Origin of the sequence: Methylobacterium sp. C25, assembly GCF_021352225.1 — a bacterium.
GTDB lineage: Bacteria > Pseudomonadota > Alphaproteobacteria > Rhizobiales > Beijerinckiaceae > Methylobacterium.
Window position 1 is genome coordinate 218,606 of the sequence record NZ_JAAUVI010000003.1, and the last position, 15,308, is coordinate 233,913.

Consider the following 15,308-nt stretch of genomic DNA (forward strand, 5'->3'; position numbering starts at 1 on the left):
CGAGCGCAGCGAACCAATGACGGATGAGACTTGGAAGCCGTCGCCGGATAAGCCTGACGCGATGCTCCGCCTCGCCCTCTATCAACCCGACATCCCGCAGAACACCGGCACCATGCTGCGCATGGCGGCATGCTTGGGCGTCGCCGTCGAGATCATCGAGCCGGCGGGGTTCGACGTCTCGGACCGCAACCTGCGTCGCTCGGGACTCGACTATCTCGACCACGTTGCGATCACCCGGCATCGCTCGTGGGCGGCGTTCGAGGACTGGCGGCGCGAGGCCGGCATCCGGCTGGTGCTCGCCACCACGTCCGGGGCCGTGCCCTACACGGCGCATGGCTTTCGCGATGGCGACTGCATCCTGATGGGCCGCGAGTCGGCCGGCGTACCGGAAGCCGTGCATGCGGCGGCCGATACCCGGATCGTGGTGCCGATCCGAGAGGGCATGCGCTCGCTCAACGTGGCAGTAGCCGCCGCGATGATCCTCGGAGAAGCTATCCGGCAGGTCGGCTAGCGGGCGGCCAGCGCCGAGAGGATGCGCGCCCAGCTGCGCGTGCCCTTGTGGAAGCTCTTCAGCTCGTACTTCTCGTTCGGCGAATGGATGCGGTCGTCGTCGAGGCCGAAGCCGATCAACAGGGTGTCGAGACCGAGCAGGCGCTTGAAGTCGCCGACGATCGGGATCGAGCCGCCGGCGCCCACCGCGATGGCGTCGCGACCCCATTCCTCGGTGAGCGCAGCCTGCGCGGTGGCGAGCTGCGGCATGTCGTAGGGCAGCGCGATGGCCCGCGAGCCCTTGTAGCAGACGACATCGACCTTGCAGTCGGACGGCACGCGCTCGCGTACGAACGCCTCGAAGTTCTTCGCCAGCTTTTCCGGGTCCTGGTCGTCGACGAGGCGGAACGAGACCTTGGCGCTCGCCTGTCCGGCGATCACCGTCTTGGTGCCCTCGGCGGTGTAGCCGCCGATGATGCCGTTCACGTCGCAGGCCGGGCGAGACTGGATCAGCTCGATCAGCATGCGCCCGCGCTCGCCGGCCGGCTCCTTGAGGCCGATCGGCCCGAGGAATTTTTCCGCCGTGAAGTCGAGGCCCTTCCACTGCTCCAGCACCTCGGCCGGGGGCTCGCGAACGCCCTCATAGAAGCCAGGGATCGTCACCCGGCCCTCCTCGTCGTGGAGCGCAGCGAGAACCTTCGAGAGGACGTGAATGGGGTTCGCCGCCGCGCCACCGAAGAAACCGGAATGCAGGTCGCGGTCGGCGCAGGTCACCGTCACCTCGAAATAGGCGAGGCCGCGCAACGACGTGGTGATCTGCGGCGTGTTGCGGTCCCACATCGAGGTGTCGCAGACCAGCGCGACGTCGGCCTTCAGCCGGTCGCGGTTGGCCGCCACCCATTCGGGCAGACCCTGCGAGCCGCTCTCTTCCGCACCCTCAATCACGATGGTGACCGCGCAGGGCAGTTCGCCGTTCATGGCGAGATGCGCCCGGCAGGCCTCGACGAAGGTCATGACCTGGCCTTTGTCGTCGGACGCGCCGCGCGCGACGATCTGGCGGCGATCGCCCTCGCCGACGAGGCGTGGTTCGAAGGGCGGATGCGTCCAGAGGTTCAGCGGGTCGACCGGCTGGACGTCATAGTGGCCGTAGAACAGGACATGCGGCGCGCCGGGCTTGGGCTTGTGCGCGTAGACCACAGGATGGAGCGAGGTCTCCTCGACGCTGGTCTCGAAGCCGAGCGCGGTCAGGTTGCCTTCGAGCCAGTGAGCCGCCTTGCGGCACTCGCCCTTGTAGGCCGAGTCCGTCGAAATCGACTCGATGCGCAGGAACTCGAACAACCGCTCCAGGGCGTTGTCGAGGTCCGTGTCGATGTCGTTCAGGATCGGATCCAGCGCGGCCATGGCCTGTCCTTCGGCTCTTGCGGTTCGACGAAGCGTTAGCCGAGGCCCGGGCTCGGCGTAACCCCGGAGCGCCTTGCAGAAAGCGGCCGTTGGAACGGCGCCAGATTGGAACGGTTGTCGAAACGATCAGCCAACATCGTGGACAACGCCATGCTCAGCGAAAGCGGCTCCGCCGGAGCCGATGCCAGGATCGGCATCACCCTCACGATCAACAGCGAGCGCCGTGAGCTCCAGGTCGCGCCCTGGACGACGCTGCTCGACCTGCTGCGCGAGCGGCTCGATCTCACCGGCACCAAGAAGGGCTGCGACCACGGTCAATGCGGCGCCTGCACGGTGCTGGTCGACGGGACGCGCATCAATTCCTGCCTCGCGCTGGCAGTGATGAAGGACGGTGCCGAGATCACCACCGTCGAGGGCCTGGCAGGGCTCGCGCAGAAACACGGCACCAACACCTTGCACCCGATCCAGGAAGCGTTCGTCGAGCACGACGCCTTCCAGTGCGGCTACTGCACGCCGGGACAGCTCTGTTCGTCCGTCGGCCTGATGAACGAGGGCCACGCCAAGACGCGGGACGAGATCCGCGAGGCGATGAGCGGCAACCTCTGCCGGTGCGGTGCCTACACCAACATCGTCGATGCGATCGAAGAGGTGATGCACCAGGGAGCCGCCCGATGAACCGCTTCGACTACGTGCGGGCCGATACGGTGGCCGATGCCATCAAGGCCCTCGGCACCGACCCGAGCGCCCGCTTCATCGCCGGCGGCACCAATCTCGTCGACCTGATGAAGTACAATGTCGAGAAGCCGGGACGGCTCGTCGACATCACGCGCCTGCCGCTGAAAAGCATCGAGGAGCACGCGGGCGGTCTGCGCATCGGCGCGCTCGTGAGCAATGCCGATCTCGCCTACGATGCGCGCATCCAAGCCCGCTATCCCCTCCTGGCCAGCGCGATCCTGGCCGGCGCCTCGGCGCAGTTGCGCAACGCTGCCTCCACCGGCGGCAACCTGAACCAGCGCACGCGCTGCTACTACTTCTACGACGAGGGCACCACCTGCAATAAGCGCGAGCCCGGCTCCGGTTGCCCGGCGATCGGCGGCGTGAACCGCATCCACGCGATCCTCGGCGCGAGCGGTGCCTGCATCGCCACCAACCCCTCCGACATGTGCGTTGCCCTGGCGGCCCTGGAGGCCACGGTCCAGGTGTCAGGTCCGGAGGGCGACCGCGCCATTGCCTTCGCCGACTATCACCGTCTGCCGGGCGACGATCCTGCGAAGGACAACACTCTGAAGCCCGGCGAGATCGTCGTCTCGGTGGATCTGCCGGCGACGGATTACGGGCCGCACCACACCTACCTGAAGCTGCGCGACCGGCTCTCCTACGCCTTCGCATTGGTCTCGGTCGCCGCTGCCCTCGAACTCGACGGACAGACCATCAAGACAGCCCGGCTTGCGCTCGGCGGTGTTGCGCACAAGCCCTGGCGCAACCAGGACGCCGAAGCTCTCCTGCAGGGCAAGCCGGCCACGCGAGAGAGCTTCAAGGCCGCGGCCGACCTCGTCCTGAGGGAGGCCAGGCCGCAATCCGAGAACGGCTTCAAGATCGAGCTGGCGCGGCGCGCCATCGTGCGCGGCCTGGAGCAGGCCGCAGCCGGGACGCCGCAATCCCAGTCCGACAAGCGCATCCAGTGAGGACGTCCCCATGACCAAGCAGATCAGCACCGGCGCCGGCCACGATCGCTTCGTCGGCAGCGCCCTCAGCCGCGTCGACGGACCCGCCAAGGTGACCGGGCTCGCCAAATATGCCGGTGAGTTCTCGGCCGAGAACCTCGCGCACGGCTATGTCGTGTCGAGCACCATCGCCAAGGGCCGCATCACGGGCATCGACACGAGCGCGGCGGAGGCCGTGCCCGGCGTGCTCAAGGTGCTTACCCACCAGAACCGCCCGAGCATCGCCGGCGAGGCCAAGGCCTACCAGGACATGGTGGCGCCGCCCGGCTCGCCGTTTCGTCCGCTCTACGACGAGACCGTCGTCTTCTCGGGCCAGCCGGTCGCGTTGGTGGTCGCAGAGGATTTCGAGACCGCACGCCATGCCGCCTCGCTGGTGAGCCTCACCTACGAGGAAGAGACGCCGCATACCGACATCGCGGCGCAGATGAGCGAGTCCTACGATCCGCCGACGAAGCGCGGCGGCATCAAGCCACCGCCGAAGCCCTGGGGCGATGCCGGCGGCGCCTTCGACGGCGCGGCGATCAAGGTGAAACAGCGCTACCGGATCGCCCACGAGCACCACAATCCGATGGAGCCGCAGGCCTCCACCGTCGTCGTCGAGGATGACGGTACCTATACCGTCTACGACAAGATCCAGGGCGTCGCGAACACGCAGCTCTACCTGACCAACGCCTTCGGATTGAAGCCGGACCAGGTCCGCTGCCTGAGCCCCTATATGGGCGGCGGCTTCGGCAATGCCTTGCGACCGCAGTACCAGCTGTTTCTGGCAATGCTGGCGGCGCAGGACCTGAACCGCTCAGTGCGCGTGGTGCTGACCCGCGACCAGATGTGGAGCTTCACGTATCGGCCCGGCGCGATCCAGACGGTCGCCCTAGGCGCCGATGCAAAGGGAACGCTGCAGGCCATCCGGCACGATGCCGTCCACGGCACCTCGACCTTCGAGGATTACCAGGAGAACGTCGTCAACTGGGCGGGCACCCTCTACGCGTGCGACAATGTCGAGCTGACCTACCGGCTCGCCAAGCTGGACACGGCCACGCCCGGCGACATGCGCGCACCCGGCGCCGTGACGGGCCTCTTCGCCCTCGAAACGGCGATGGACGAACTGGCCTATGCAACGGGCATCGACCCGATCCAGCTTCGGCTCGCCAACTACACCGAGACCGACCCGGTCGAGGACAAACCGTTCGGATCGAAGGCGCTGAAATCCTGCTTCGCGCAAGGCGCCGAACGCTTCGGTTGGTCGAAGCGCGATCCCGTGCCGCGCTCCATGCGTGACGGCAAGGAGCTCGTCGGCTGGGGCATGGCCTGCGGCATCTGGGAAGCGCTGATGATGCCGTCGAGCGCCCGCGCGACGCTCAGCGCCGACGGCCGGCTGGAGGTCGGCAACTCCACGGCCGATATCGGTACCGGGACCTACACCATCCTCACCCAGATCGCGGCCGACGCCCTCGGCCTCCCCCTCGACCACGTCACCACGAAGCTCGGTGACACGAATCTCGCGGAGGCTCCCATCGCCGGCGGCTCCTGGACGGCGGCTTCTTCCGGCACGGCCGTCATGAAGGCCTGCCGCAAGGTCGCCGAGGAGGTGTTCAAGCTCGCTCGCGGCATGGACGGTTCGCCGCTCGCCAATGCCGATTTCGAGCGCGTGGTCTTTGCGCGGGGGCGCGTCGAACTGGCGGGCGAACCGTCGCGTGGCGTTGCCCTGGTCGATGTCCTGAAAGCCGCTGGCAAGGACAAGATCGAAGCCACCGAATCCGCGAGCCCGGACAAGGACTTCAAGAAAAAGTTCGAGGCCTACACCCACTCGGCTGTCTTCGCCGAAGTGAAGATCGACGAGGAACTCGGCATCGTCCGCGTCACACGCATCGTTTCGGCCGTCGCAGCCGGCAAGATCCTCAACACCAAGACCGCGCGTAGCCAGATCATGGGCGCGGTGGTCATGGGGATCGGTTCGGCGCTGCACGAGGAATCGATGCTCGATCAGCGCCTCGGCCGGTTCATGAACCGCAATCTCGGCGAGTATCACGTGCCGGCGCATGCCGACGTCCACGACATCGACGTCATTTTCGTCGAGGAGGAGGACAAGGCCAACCCGCTCGGCGTGAAGGGCGTCGGAGAGATCGGCATCGTCGGCACGGCGGCGGCCATCGCCAACGCGATCCATCACGCCACCGGCAAGCGCATCCGCGATCTGCCGATCACCGTGGACAAGATTTTGGCCTGAGCGTCTCTCGAAGCTGTTCCGTCGGGTCCAGAACGATCGACGACTGCATTGCAGGGACCGGCAGCCACGCGCTATCGCCGGTCGCCCTGCAACAAGCGCCGACCGGCCCGATGAACCCACTCCTCGTCTTCCTCGGCGCCGGCATCGGCGGTGTCTTGCGCCACGGCGTCAACATGACGGCCGTCCGCTTCGGATCGAGCTTTCCCTGGGGCACGCTGACGATCAATGTCGTCGGCTCGATCGCGATGGGTCTCATCACCGGCTGGTTTGCCCTTCGCGGCGGCGGCATGCAGGCCCGGCTCTTCATCGCGACGGGCATCCTTGGCGGCTTCACCACCTTCTCGACCTTCTCGCTCGAGACCTACATGCTGTTCGAACGGGGAGAGACGGCGGCGGCGCTCGGCTACGTCCTGGCCTCACTGATCGTCGGCATTGGTGGCCTCGCGCTTGGCCTGCTGCTGATGCGTCAGATCCTCTAGGCACGGACAATGGCCGATCTGGTCCAATCCTGGCGATTCTGGGCGCTGCTCTCGGCAGGGTTCGCGGCGCTGACGGCAATCCTCGCCAAGATCGGCGTCAGCGGGGTCGATTCCGATGTGGCGACCTTCGTGCGCACCATCGTCATTCTCTGCCTCACCGGCGCGATCGTCGTTGTGACCGGGCAAACGCAGGCGCTTGGACAGAACCCCGGCCGGAGCATGCTGTTCCTGGTGCTGTCGGGCCTCGCCACCGGCGCCTCTTGGCTGTGTTACTTTCGCGCTTTGTCTCTGGGTGATGCCGGCCGCGTCGCGCCGATCGACAAGCTCAGCGTCGTTCTCGTGGCGATCTTCGGGGCGGCCATCCTCGGCGAACGGCTCTCGGGCGCGAATTGGCTCGGCGTCGTACTGATCGCAGCAGGCGCCGCGCTGGTGGCATTCCGATGATGAAATGGGCCACCGTTCTCGCTGCGATCTGCGCGGGCTGTCCGTCGGCGCTGGCGGCAGAGCCCTTTGTCGATGCCGCCGGTGTCGTGCCGGGTCTCGCTCTCGAGATGCGCTATGCCGACTCCCACAACTTCGTCGGACGGCCGATCGCCGGATACGAGGCGCCCCGCTGCCTGCTGACGCCAGCGGCGGCTCGCGCTCTTGCAGCGGCGCAATCCGATCTCGCGCAACGGGGCTACGGCCTCAAGGTGTTCGACTGCTATCGGCCGACGAGGGCGGTCGCCGATTTCGTGGCCTGGGCGGCCGATCCAGCGGATGAGCGGATGAAGTCCGAGTTCTATCCGCGCGTCGACAAGCGCAATCTGTTCCGGCTCGGCTACATCGCCGCGCGCTCGGCTCATTCCCGCGGCTCGACCGTCGACCTGACGCTCGTCCGCCCTGGCGGCACAGAGGTCGACATGGGCACGCCCTTCGACTGGTTCGGTCCGGAATCGGCTCCGGCTTGGCGCCATCTCAGCCCGGCACAAAGGACGGCGCGGGACCTCCTGCGCGCAGCGATGATTCGCGCTGGTTTCCGTCCCTACGCACAGGAATGGTGGCATTTCACCCTGGCCGGAGAGCCCTATCCCGCGAAGGCGTTCGACATCCCAGTGCGTTGAGGTCGACGACAGCGATCGCCAAGCCGATGGGCTTGTTTGTCTTTCCAGAGAAGGTCGAACATTTCTAAATTGCTACATAAAATCTGGTCCAAACTACCTGCTTTTTAGTATTTCCAATATTTTGCTGAAGACTTGATCAAGTTGAGCGCATCGTTCACTGAAGCGTTCATGCCGAAAGCCTTCAGCCTGATCGCTCTTCATTCGACTCGCGGAGCCGCCACCTTCGCCGAGCCCTGGTCGTTCCCGTGGCGCCTGGATGCAGGCAGCATCGACGACGAGCTGGCGCGGGTCTTCGCCGCCATACGGGAATGCGCGCGGATCGCCTGGTGGGATGGCTCGGCCATCGGCCTGCACCTCAACGGCGTCTTCGGCATGTTCGACGCCCTCGACACGACTTCCGAAACCGGACGCGGAGACATGCTGTGAGCGCCGGATCGTCCATCGCATCGCGCCCCACGGAGGAGCGTTGCCGCCAATCCTCGCTGGAGCGTGCACTCACCTGCGCCTTCTGGCGGACGGTGCAGAACGAGCCGATGCCGGTGATGGCCGCGTTGGAAGCGGCTGCCCGGGCGCTCGGCCATCTCTACCGCCAGACCGCGGCCGCTCATGGCCCAGGCGGGAGCTGCGGCTGCGGCTGGCAGCCCGACCCAGAGGCCGATCTGATCGTGCTGGAGGCCATGCTCGCCGCGGCGGTGATGCAGCAGCCGACGGAAGATTTGGCGGAGATGGAGGTCGCGGGGCGAGCCTGAGCCGTGCTCAGGCCCGGGCCAGCGCCGTCTCGATGAGCCGTGCCACGGCGAGAGCCTGCCCGTCGCGCCCGAACCGCGCGATCACCTGCACGCCGAGCGGTAGGCCGTCGCCCGGTACTGGCAGGTTCACGCAGGGCACGCCCATCAGCGTCCACAGCCGATTGAACCGAGCATCTCCCGTGGAGGCGAGCCCGCGCGGTGCGCGACCGGGTGCGGAGTAGGTCAGGATCGCATCGAGGTCCCCGAAAAGATCCTTGAGCTGACGGCGGGCGTGATGCGCCTCGCGGCGCGCGGAATCGTATTGCGCAGCCGTGAGCGTCTGGGCGTGGTTGAGCTGCGGCCCGAGCACGGCCGGCAGCGCCTCGCGGTGGTTCGCGTATTCCCAGGCGAGTGCCTGACGCGCCTCGAAATCCTGGATGACAGGGTGCAGCTCCCAAGCTCGCGCGAAGGCATCCGGAAGCGAAAGGTCGATGACGGTGGCGCCCGCCGCTTCGGCAGCACGCGCCGCTCGCGACAGAGCCTCTGCGGCATCCGGATCCGCTGCGCCGGCAAACCCCTGCAGGCAAAGGCCGATGCAGGGCGCGCGAGGCGCATCGTCGGCGAGGTCGATCTCGGGGCGGTCGGCGATCAGCGCGAGCGCGCGGGCGATGTCGGGGATCGTGGCGCCGAACAGCCCGAGCGTGTCGAGCGCCCATGAGAAAGTCTTCACCCCCACCGTCGGCAGCAGGCGGAACGAGGCCTTGATGGCAGCAACGCCGCAGAACGCCGCCGGACGGACCACCGAGCCCCCGGTCTGCGTGCCGAGCGCCAGTGGCAGCATGCCCGCGGCGACCGCAGCAGCGGTGCCCGAAGACGAGCCGCCCGGCGTATGCGCGTGGTCGTGCGGGTTCACGGTGATCGCCGGATCGAGGCCGGCAAAGGCCGTCGTCGCGGTCTTCACGAGCGGCACTGCACCAAGACGCCGCAGCCGTGAGACGATGGCCGCATCGGCCTTCGGCTGCCAACCCCGATAGATCGGCGACCCCATCTGCGTGGGCAGATGCGCCGTATCGATGATGTCCTTGATGCCGACGGCGATGCCGGCGAGCGGCCCCTCGCCCGGCACGATCGGCTCCGGATCGCTGCTGACGATCGCGCCGATCTCCGGATCGCGCTCGGCGATCGCCGACTGCACCTCGGCCACGGCCTGCCGCGGCATGAGCCGGCTTTCCTCGATGCGGGTGCGGAGTTCAGTCAGCGAAAGCATGTCGATCGATCCGTGGGCCGGGTGACCGCTGTCAACACTTGTCCACCGCTACGTGGGGCCAAGCGCGGCAACGTTAGCGCCCCGTTTACGCGCTCCTTCGCATTGTCGCGACCATGTGGCGTAGCGTAATCGCATTCTCGATCCCGGCGGTGTTTCTCGCCGGCTTGGCCGGTTGCGCCGTCAACCGGTTCGAGGCCCGCGCGCCCTGGCGCGACCAGGCCGAAAACATGTGCATCGCGCGCGGCCTCGTCCGCCCGACGGCCTATGTCTCGCTCGCCAAGGAGATCGACGGCCCCGGTCCCTGCGGCATCCAACAGCCCTTCAGGATCACGCGGCTCGGCAACGGCACGGTCACCCTCAAGCAGCGTATGACGCTCGGCTGCTCGGCACTGGCCGAGGCCGAAGCCTGGCTCGCCGACACGATCCAGCCCGCGGCCAACCTCTATTTCGGCGTGCCCGTCACCGAGATCAACGCGGGCACCTATTCCTGCCGCGGCATGAACAACCAGGCGGGCGCCAAACTCTCCGAGCATTCCTACGGCAATGCCATCGACGTCATGTCGTTCAAGCTCGCCGACGACCACGTCATCACCGTGAAGGGGGGCTGGCGCGGCACCGAGGCCGAGCAGGCCTTCCTGCGCGAAGTGTTCACCGGTGCCTGCGCCCGCTTCACCACGGTGCTCGCACCGGGCTCGAACGTCTTCCATTACGACCACATCCACGTCGATCTCGCCCGGCACGATCCGCGCGGTCTGCGTCGTATCTGTAAGCCGCTGATCAAGTTTGAGCCGCAGATCGGCGCCGACGGCCAGCCGCGGCAATTCGCCAGCCCGCGGCCGCCCGTTCGCCAGCCGGCGCCACCTCAGGCACCGATCGACCAGGAGACGGACGATCCCTACGGCGCGACGTCCTCGCGCGGTGGGTCAGCACAATATGCTCGTGCACCCGCGCCGCGCCCGGCCTACGCCGCTGCGCCGGCCGGTCGTTCCGGCGCCGCGATCGAGGCCGACGAGCCGTCCTCGTTTGACGTCGAGTCCTCCGCGCACTCGATCTACTGAAGGACGGGCGCCACCTGGACGGGTGTGCCTCCGACTCCCCAGCCGGCGGCAAAAGCGGCGCGCGCGCACCGCGCAAGCTTGACTTGCCTCGGCGGGAGGCCATCGTTCTGCGCGACGATCCGATCCCGCAGAAGCGAATTCACGACGCGATGCGCAAGCTAACGGCCACCACCGCCCTCGCCTCTCTCGCCATGGGGCTGTTCGCGCTTCAGGCGATGCAGTCGGCTTCGGCCCGCTCCGCCCGCGAGGAGATCTCGCCGGCCGAAGAGCAGACTTTCCCCTACGACGCCAACATTCCCGGCTGCCAGGACACGGCCGTGCTCGAGGAAATCTCCAGCAAGTTCGCGGAGAAGGAGGCGAAGTACTGGAACACCTCGCTGACCATCGCCTCCTACGACAAAATCAGCCGTACCGCCTGGCGCCCTTACGGTGTCGACTTCATTCCGCGCCGCTTCTGCTCGGCAGTGGCGACGACGTCGGACGGCGTCCGCCGGCGGATCGACTACTCGGTGCGCGAAAGCCTCGGCTTCATCAGCGCGACCTGGGGCGTCGACTACTGCGTCCACGGCCTCGACCGGAACCTCGCCTACGCCTACTCCACCGCATGCCGGATGGCGCGCCCCTGATGCGCTCCCTCGGCTTCGCGCTCCTCGCACTCTTCGCCGCGACGGGCGCGCAGGCCCAGGATTACGGCGGATTCCGCGGCCGAGGCGCCGGCGGGGAACCAGGCGCCTTCGATTTCTACGTGCTGTCGCTGTCCTGGTCGCCGAGTTACTGCGCGGGGCCGGGCGCAGGACGCGATGCGGACGGCCAATGCTCGCCGGGGCGTGGCCTCGGCTTCGTGGTTCACGGCCTCTGGCCGCAATACACGCGTGGCTTTCCCTCGAATTGCGGCGCCTTCCCTCGCCCGCTGACTGGCGATGCGATGAAGGCCGCGGGCGAGATCATGCCGAGCGCCGGCCTCGCGCGGCATGAGTGGAAGACGCACGGCACCTGCTCGGGCCTCGACCCGGTCGCCTATTTCAAGGCGGTGAAGCAGGCGCGGCAGGCGGTGACGATCCCCGAACCCTACCGGAAGCCCACGTCCAGCCAGCGCGCGGCACCGCTCGAGATCGCGCGTCAGTTCGCCGAGGCGAACCAGGGCCTGCGCACGGACATGATGACGGTGACCTGCAAGCGCGGGCAGCTTGAGGAGGTTCGGATCTGCTTCGACAAGGGCCTGAAGGGCTTTGCGAGCTGCCCGACAGTGGCCCGCCAGGGCTGCCGCGGCGGGGACGTCGAGATCGACGCCGCGCGCTGATGGCTTCCCAGTTGCTCGTCGGGCGCAAGGCCGGCTAGGGCTCGATCGGACGGCTGCGGCCGTACGCGATCGAGGATAACCTCATGACCGGCACGTCGAACATGCCGCGCTGCCGCCTCGTCCAGGCCGGCGCCGCATTCACTGGCAAGCAGGGGCTCGACTACGCCGTCGGCATCTCGGCCGAGAGCGTCGGCGCCACAGGCATCCACCTGCAGCTCGTCACCATCCCGCCTCTCGCGAAGGCGAAAGCCCATCGCCACGAGTCGCATGAAACCGCCATCTACGCCCTGAGGGGCATCTCGGGCTGCTGGTACGGCGACGCGCTGGAGGAACATGCCACGGTCCGCCCCGGTGACTTCTTCTACATCCCGGCCGGCGTGCCGCACCTCCCCTACAATCCGAGCGCCGACGAACCCTGTGTCGCCGTGATCGCGCGCACCGATCCGAACGAGCAGGAAAGCGTCGTTCTCACGCCCGAACTCGACACCGTCCATCCCGACCCGCTCGCGGGCCCCGTCGAACGCTGACGCCACGCCTGGAGACAGACGCCCTGAACTATCGCCACGCCTTCCACGCCGGCAATTTCGCGGACGTTCTGAAGCACCTCGTGCTGACGCGCGTGCTCGTGCATCTGGCCGCGAAGGACAAGCCGTTCCGCGCCATCGACACCCATGCCGGACTCGGGCTCTACGATCTGACCGCCGACGAGGCTGGCCGTACCGGCGAATGGCACGAGGGCTGGGGCCGGCTCGACACGCCGTTTGCCGAACCGGTCGAGGTGCTCCTGGCACCCTACCGCGCCGCGGTAGCGGCCGTGCGCGAGCGCCATGGGCCGACGATTTATCCCGGCTCGCCAGCGCTAATCCGTGAGTTTCTGCGCAGCGGCGACAAGGGCGTCTTCGTCGAACTGCATCCGGCCGATGCGGCGACCTTGGCGGAGCGCTACCGCAGCGATAGCCGCACCAAGGTCATGCATCTCGACGGGTGGACAGCCCTCGGCGCGATGATCCCGCCCCCGGAGCGCCGTGGCCTCGTCCTGACCGATCCGCCCTATGAAGAGCGCGGCGAGATCGATCGTCTCGGCCAGAGCCTCCTGAAAGCCGTCCGCAAATGGCCGACGGGCATTTTCCTCGGCTGGTATCCGATCAAGGATGTCGCGGCGGTCGACCGGATGATCACAGCCCTCGACCGCGTGCTGGAACGGCCGGCGCTGCGCATCGATCTGATGATCGACCGTCCCGACGACGAGACACGCCTCCACGGCACCGGCCTCGTCGTGATCAATCCGCCCTGGACGCTCGCGGCGGAGGCGGACGTATTCCTGCCAGCCCTCGCGGAGCGCCTCGCACGCGGAGGCTACGGTGCCTTCCGCTGCGACCGGCTCGGCCGTGAGGCCTGAGCCTCAGGCCGTCACGCGTCCTTCCAGCGGAAACACCTTGGCCGGGTTCATCAGCCAGGCCGGATCGAAGACGTTCCGAACCCGCATCTGCTGCTCCAGGTCCTCGCGGGTATATTGGAACGGCATCAGCTCGCGCTTCTCGATGCCGACGCCGTGCTCGCCGGTGAGGCAGCCGCCGACCTCGACGCAGAGCTTCAAAATCTCATCGCCCGCGGCCTCGGCCTTCTGCAGCTCGCCGGGGGTGTTGATGTCGAACAGGATCAGCGGGTGTAGGTTGCCGTCGCCGGCATGGAAGACGTTGGCGACGCGAAGCCCTTTCTCCGCGCAGATCGCGCCGATCCGCTCCAGTACCGTGCCGAGCTGGCCGGTGGGGATGGTGCCGTCCATGCAGATGTAGTCGGAGATCCGGCCCGTGGCGCCGAAAGCCGACTTGCGGCCCTTCCAGATCGCGGCGGATTCGGCCTCGGACTTGGAGACGCGGATGCTGGTCGGGCGGAAATCCTTGGCGATGGCCTCGATGCGCGCGAGCATGTCCTCGCACTCCTCGTCGCAGCCCTCGACCTCGATGATCAGCATCGCCTCGGCGTCGCGCGGGTAGCCGGCCTGCGCGAAATCCTCGGTGATCAGAATCGCTTCCTTGTCCATGTACTCGATGGCGACCGGAATGATGCCCGCGGCGATGATCGCGGCGACGCAGTGCCCGGCATCCTCCACCGAGGAGAAGCCGACGAGCACCGGGCGTGCGCCTTCCGCCGCGCGGATGATGCGCACCGTCGCCTCGGTGACGATGCCGAGCTGCCCTTCCGAGCCGCAGACCAGCCCGAGCAGGTCATAGCCGCCGCTGTCGAGATGGTCGCCGCCGATCTCCACGACCGTGCCGTCGTTCGTCACCAGCGTGACACCGAGAAGGTTGTTGGTGGTGACGCCGTATTTCAGGCAATGCGCGCCGCCGGAATTCATGGCGATGTTGCCGGCGATGGTGCAGGCGAGCTGGCTCGACGGATCGGGCGCGTAGAAGAAGCCCTCGTGGCTCACCGCGCCGGAGATCGCGAGGTTGGTGATGCCGGCCTCGACCCGCGCCGTGCGGTTGGCGAAATCCATGTCCAGCACCCGGGTCATCTTGCCGACAGCGATGATGACGGCGTCCTCCTGGGCGATGGCGCCCCCGGCCAGCGAGGTTCCGGCCCCGCGCGCCACCACCGGCACGCCCTGACGGTGGCAATAGGCCATCACCGCCGAGACCTCAGCGGTCGTCGAAGGCAGCACCACGGCGAGCGGGATCTTGCGGTAGGCGGTGAGCCCGTCGGATTCGAAGACCCGGCGCTCGTCCTCGGTCGTCACGAGCGCCTCGGGTGAGACGAGCGGACGCAGACCCTCGATGATCGCCTCGCGGCGGGCGAGGATATCGGCATTCGGGACGGGAAAGGCGATCGACATCCGGCGTCTCCACTCAGAATTTTCGGCCGAGGATCTCTGCCCTAGCACGTGCCGCGTTCGCTTCAGCCCAGCTTCAGCCTCGCAAGCTTAACCTGGGTTATGCGAGCGGGACCAAGCTAGCGGAAAACGGCCGTCGACGCACGGCCTGCGGCAATCTGCGAATGAGCGAAGTGCATGCCAAGGCAACGCTTTCGCTCCTTCAGGGAGGGAACCCGGGTAGCGTTTCCAGTCTTTATCTGTTCTAAAGCTAAGCGGCTCTACCACCAGCCCAAGGGCGGCCATTGCCGCCTCCAAGGAGGAATTTTGATGCGTCATCTCATCCTCGGCGTCGCGTTCGCTGCGCTTCTTCCCCTCGCTGCCCACGCTGAAGGCGATGCCGCGGCCGGCGAGAAGGCGTTCGCGCCGTGCAAGGCCTGCCACGCCTTCGGCAAGAACGGCGCCGGCCCCGATCTGCAGGGCGTCGTTGGCCGCAAGGCTGGCACGAAGGAAGGCTTCAACTACGATGCAGCCCTCAAGAATTCGGGCATCACGTGGGATGAGGCGAACCTGCACGAATGGATCACGGACCCCAAGAAGAAGATCCCCGGCAACAAGATGATGTACGCCGGTATCAAGGACCCCAAGAAGGTCGATGACGTGATCGCCTATCTCAAGACCAAGAACTAATCGATCCAAAAGCGACGAGAGCGAGTCCAT

The 15,308-nt window shown here is 67.1% G+C and carries 18 protein-coding genes; 15 read left to right on the forward strand and 3 right to left on the reverse strand.

Going from position 1 to position 15,308, the window contains the following annotated elements; translation table 11 throughout:
• Positions 1 to 61 precede the first annotated feature (61 nt).
• On the forward strand, positions 62 to 511 hold the full coding sequence (locus tag HCU64_RS10880) for a tRNA (cytidine(34)-2'-O)-methyltransferase (RefSeq protein ID WP_233383892.1): 450 nt from the start codon (positions 62 to 64) through the stop codon (positions 509 to 511).
• On the opposite strand, the gene HCU64_RS10885 is transcribed toward HCU64_RS10880, so the two are convergent.
• Positions 508 to 1,890 (reverse strand): dipeptidase, encoded by a 1,383-nt coding sequence (locus HCU64_RS10885; protein WP_233383893.1) that lies wholly within the window; start codon positions 1,888 to 1,890, stop codon positions 508 to 510. The two genes, HCU64_RS10880 and HCU64_RS10885, sit on opposite strands and share 4 nt — an antisense overlap.
• A gap of 150 nt (positions 1,891 to 2,040) precedes the next feature.
• Between HCU64_RS10885 and HCU64_RS10890 the strand changes: the two genes are divergently transcribed.
• From HCU64_RS10890 to HCU64_RS10925, 8 genes are all read left to right on the forward strand, one after another.
• Positions 2,041 to 2,565 (forward strand): (2Fe-2S)-binding protein, encoded by a 525-nt coding sequence (locus HCU64_RS10890; RefSeq protein ID WP_233383894.1) that lies wholly within the window; start codon positions 2,041 to 2,043, stop codon positions 2,563 to 2,565.
• Complete coding sequence (locus HCU64_RS10895; protein ID WP_233383895.1) at positions 2,562 to 3,575, forward strand: FAD binding domain-containing protein; 1,014 nt, start codon at positions 2,562 to 2,564, stop codon at positions 3,573 to 3,575. Before HCU64_RS10890 ends, HCU64_RS10895 begins: the two co-directional genes overlap by 4 nt.
• Before the next feature lie 10 nt (positions 3,576 to 3,585).
• Positions 3,586 to 5,841 (forward strand): xanthine dehydrogenase family protein molybdopterin-binding subunit, encoded by a 2,256-nt coding sequence (locus HCU64_RS10900; protein ID WP_233383896.1) that lies wholly within the window; start codon positions 3,586 to 3,588, stop codon positions 5,839 to 5,841.
• 110 nt (positions 5,842 to 5,951) lie between these two features.
• Positions 5,952 to 6,320: a fluoride efflux transporter CrcB gene (crcB, locus tag HCU64_RS10905; RefSeq protein WP_233383897.1), complete on the forward strand. Its 369-nt coding sequence runs from the start codon at positions 5,952 to 5,954 to the stop codon at positions 6,318 to 6,320.
• A gap of 9 nt (positions 6,321 to 6,329) precedes the next feature.
• Complete coding sequence (locus HCU64_RS10910) at positions 6,330 to 6,764, forward strand: EamA family transporter (protein ID WP_233383898.1); 435 nt, start codon at positions 6,330 to 6,332, stop codon at positions 6,762 to 6,764.
• Positions 6,761 to 7,423, forward strand: a complete 663-nt coding sequence (locus HCU64_RS10915; RefSeq protein ID WP_233383899.1) for a M15 family metallopeptidase — start codon at positions 6,761 to 6,763, stop codon at positions 7,421 to 7,423. The genes HCU64_RS10910 and HCU64_RS10915 overlap by 4 nt, the downstream gene beginning before the upstream one ends.
• 168 nt (positions 7,424 to 7,591) lie before the next feature.
• Positions 7,592 to 7,849 (forward strand): hypothetical protein, encoded by a 258-nt coding sequence (locus tag HCU64_RS10920; protein WP_233383900.1) that lies wholly within the window; start codon positions 7,592 to 7,594, stop codon positions 7,847 to 7,849.
• Positions 7,846 to 8,172, forward strand: coding sequence for a hypothetical protein (locus HCU64_RS10925; protein WP_233383901.1), 327 nt, complete (start codon positions 7,846 to 7,848; stop codon positions 8,170 to 8,172). The genes HCU64_RS10920 and HCU64_RS10925 overlap by 4 nt, the downstream gene beginning before the upstream one ends.
• Before the next feature lie 7 nt (positions 8,173 to 8,179).
• Here HCU64_RS10925 and HCU64_RS10930 read toward each other — a convergent pair whose 3' ends face one another.
• Entirely contained in the window at positions 8,180 to 9,418 is a 1,239-nt protein-coding gene (locus tag HCU64_RS10930) for an amidase (RefSeq protein ID WP_233383902.1), read from the reverse strand.
• Positions 9,419 to 9,531: 113 nt separating this feature from the next.
• Between HCU64_RS10930 and HCU64_RS10935 the strand changes: the two genes are divergently transcribed.
• From HCU64_RS10935 to HCU64_RS10955, 5 genes are all read left to right on the forward strand, one after another.
• Positions 9,532 to 10,476 carry an extensin-like domain-containing protein gene (locus HCU64_RS10935; protein WP_233383903.1) on the forward strand — a complete coding sequence of 315 codons (945 nt, stop codon included), beginning with the start codon at positions 9,532 to 9,534 and terminating at the stop codon, positions 10,474 to 10,476.
• A 149-nt stretch (positions 10,477 to 10,625) separates the two neighbouring features.
• Positions 10,626 to 11,102 (forward strand): hypothetical protein, encoded by a 477-nt coding sequence (locus tag HCU64_RS10940; RefSeq protein WP_233384273.1) that lies wholly within the window; start codon positions 10,626 to 10,628, stop codon positions 11,100 to 11,102.
• Complete coding sequence (locus tag HCU64_RS10945) at positions 11,102 to 11,776, forward strand: ribonuclease T2 (protein WP_233383904.1); 675 nt, start codon at positions 11,102 to 11,104, stop codon at positions 11,774 to 11,776. Before HCU64_RS10940 ends, HCU64_RS10945 begins: the two co-directional genes overlap by 1 nt.
• Positions 11,777 to 11,859: 83 nt before the next feature.
• On the forward strand, positions 11,860 to 12,303 hold the full coding sequence (locus HCU64_RS10950; protein ID WP_233383905.1) for a cupin domain-containing protein: 444 nt from the start codon (positions 11,860 to 11,862) through the stop codon (positions 12,301 to 12,303).
• Between the two features lie 23 nt (positions 12,304 to 12,326).
• Entirely contained in the window at positions 12,327 to 13,175 is an 849-nt protein-coding gene (locus HCU64_RS10955) for a 23S rRNA (adenine(2030)-N(6))-methyltransferase RlmJ (RefSeq protein ID WP_233384274.1), read from the forward strand.
• A 3-nt stretch (positions 13,176 to 13,178) separates the two neighbouring features.
• On the opposite strand, the gene HCU64_RS10960 is transcribed toward HCU64_RS10955, so the two are convergent.
• Positions 13,179 to 14,612 (reverse strand): FAD-linked oxidase C-terminal domain-containing protein, encoded by a 1,434-nt coding sequence (locus HCU64_RS10960; RefSeq protein ID WP_233383906.1) that lies wholly within the window; start codon positions 14,610 to 14,612, stop codon positions 13,179 to 13,181.
• 306 nt (positions 14,613 to 14,918) lie between these two features.
• Between HCU64_RS10960 and HCU64_RS10965 the strand changes: the two genes are divergently transcribed.
• Positions 14,919 to 15,278: a c-type cytochrome gene (locus HCU64_RS10965; RefSeq protein ID WP_233383907.1), complete on the forward strand. Its 360-nt coding sequence runs from the start codon at positions 14,919 to 14,921 to the stop codon at positions 15,276 to 15,278.
• Positions 15,279 to 15,308 lie beyond the last annotated feature (30 nt).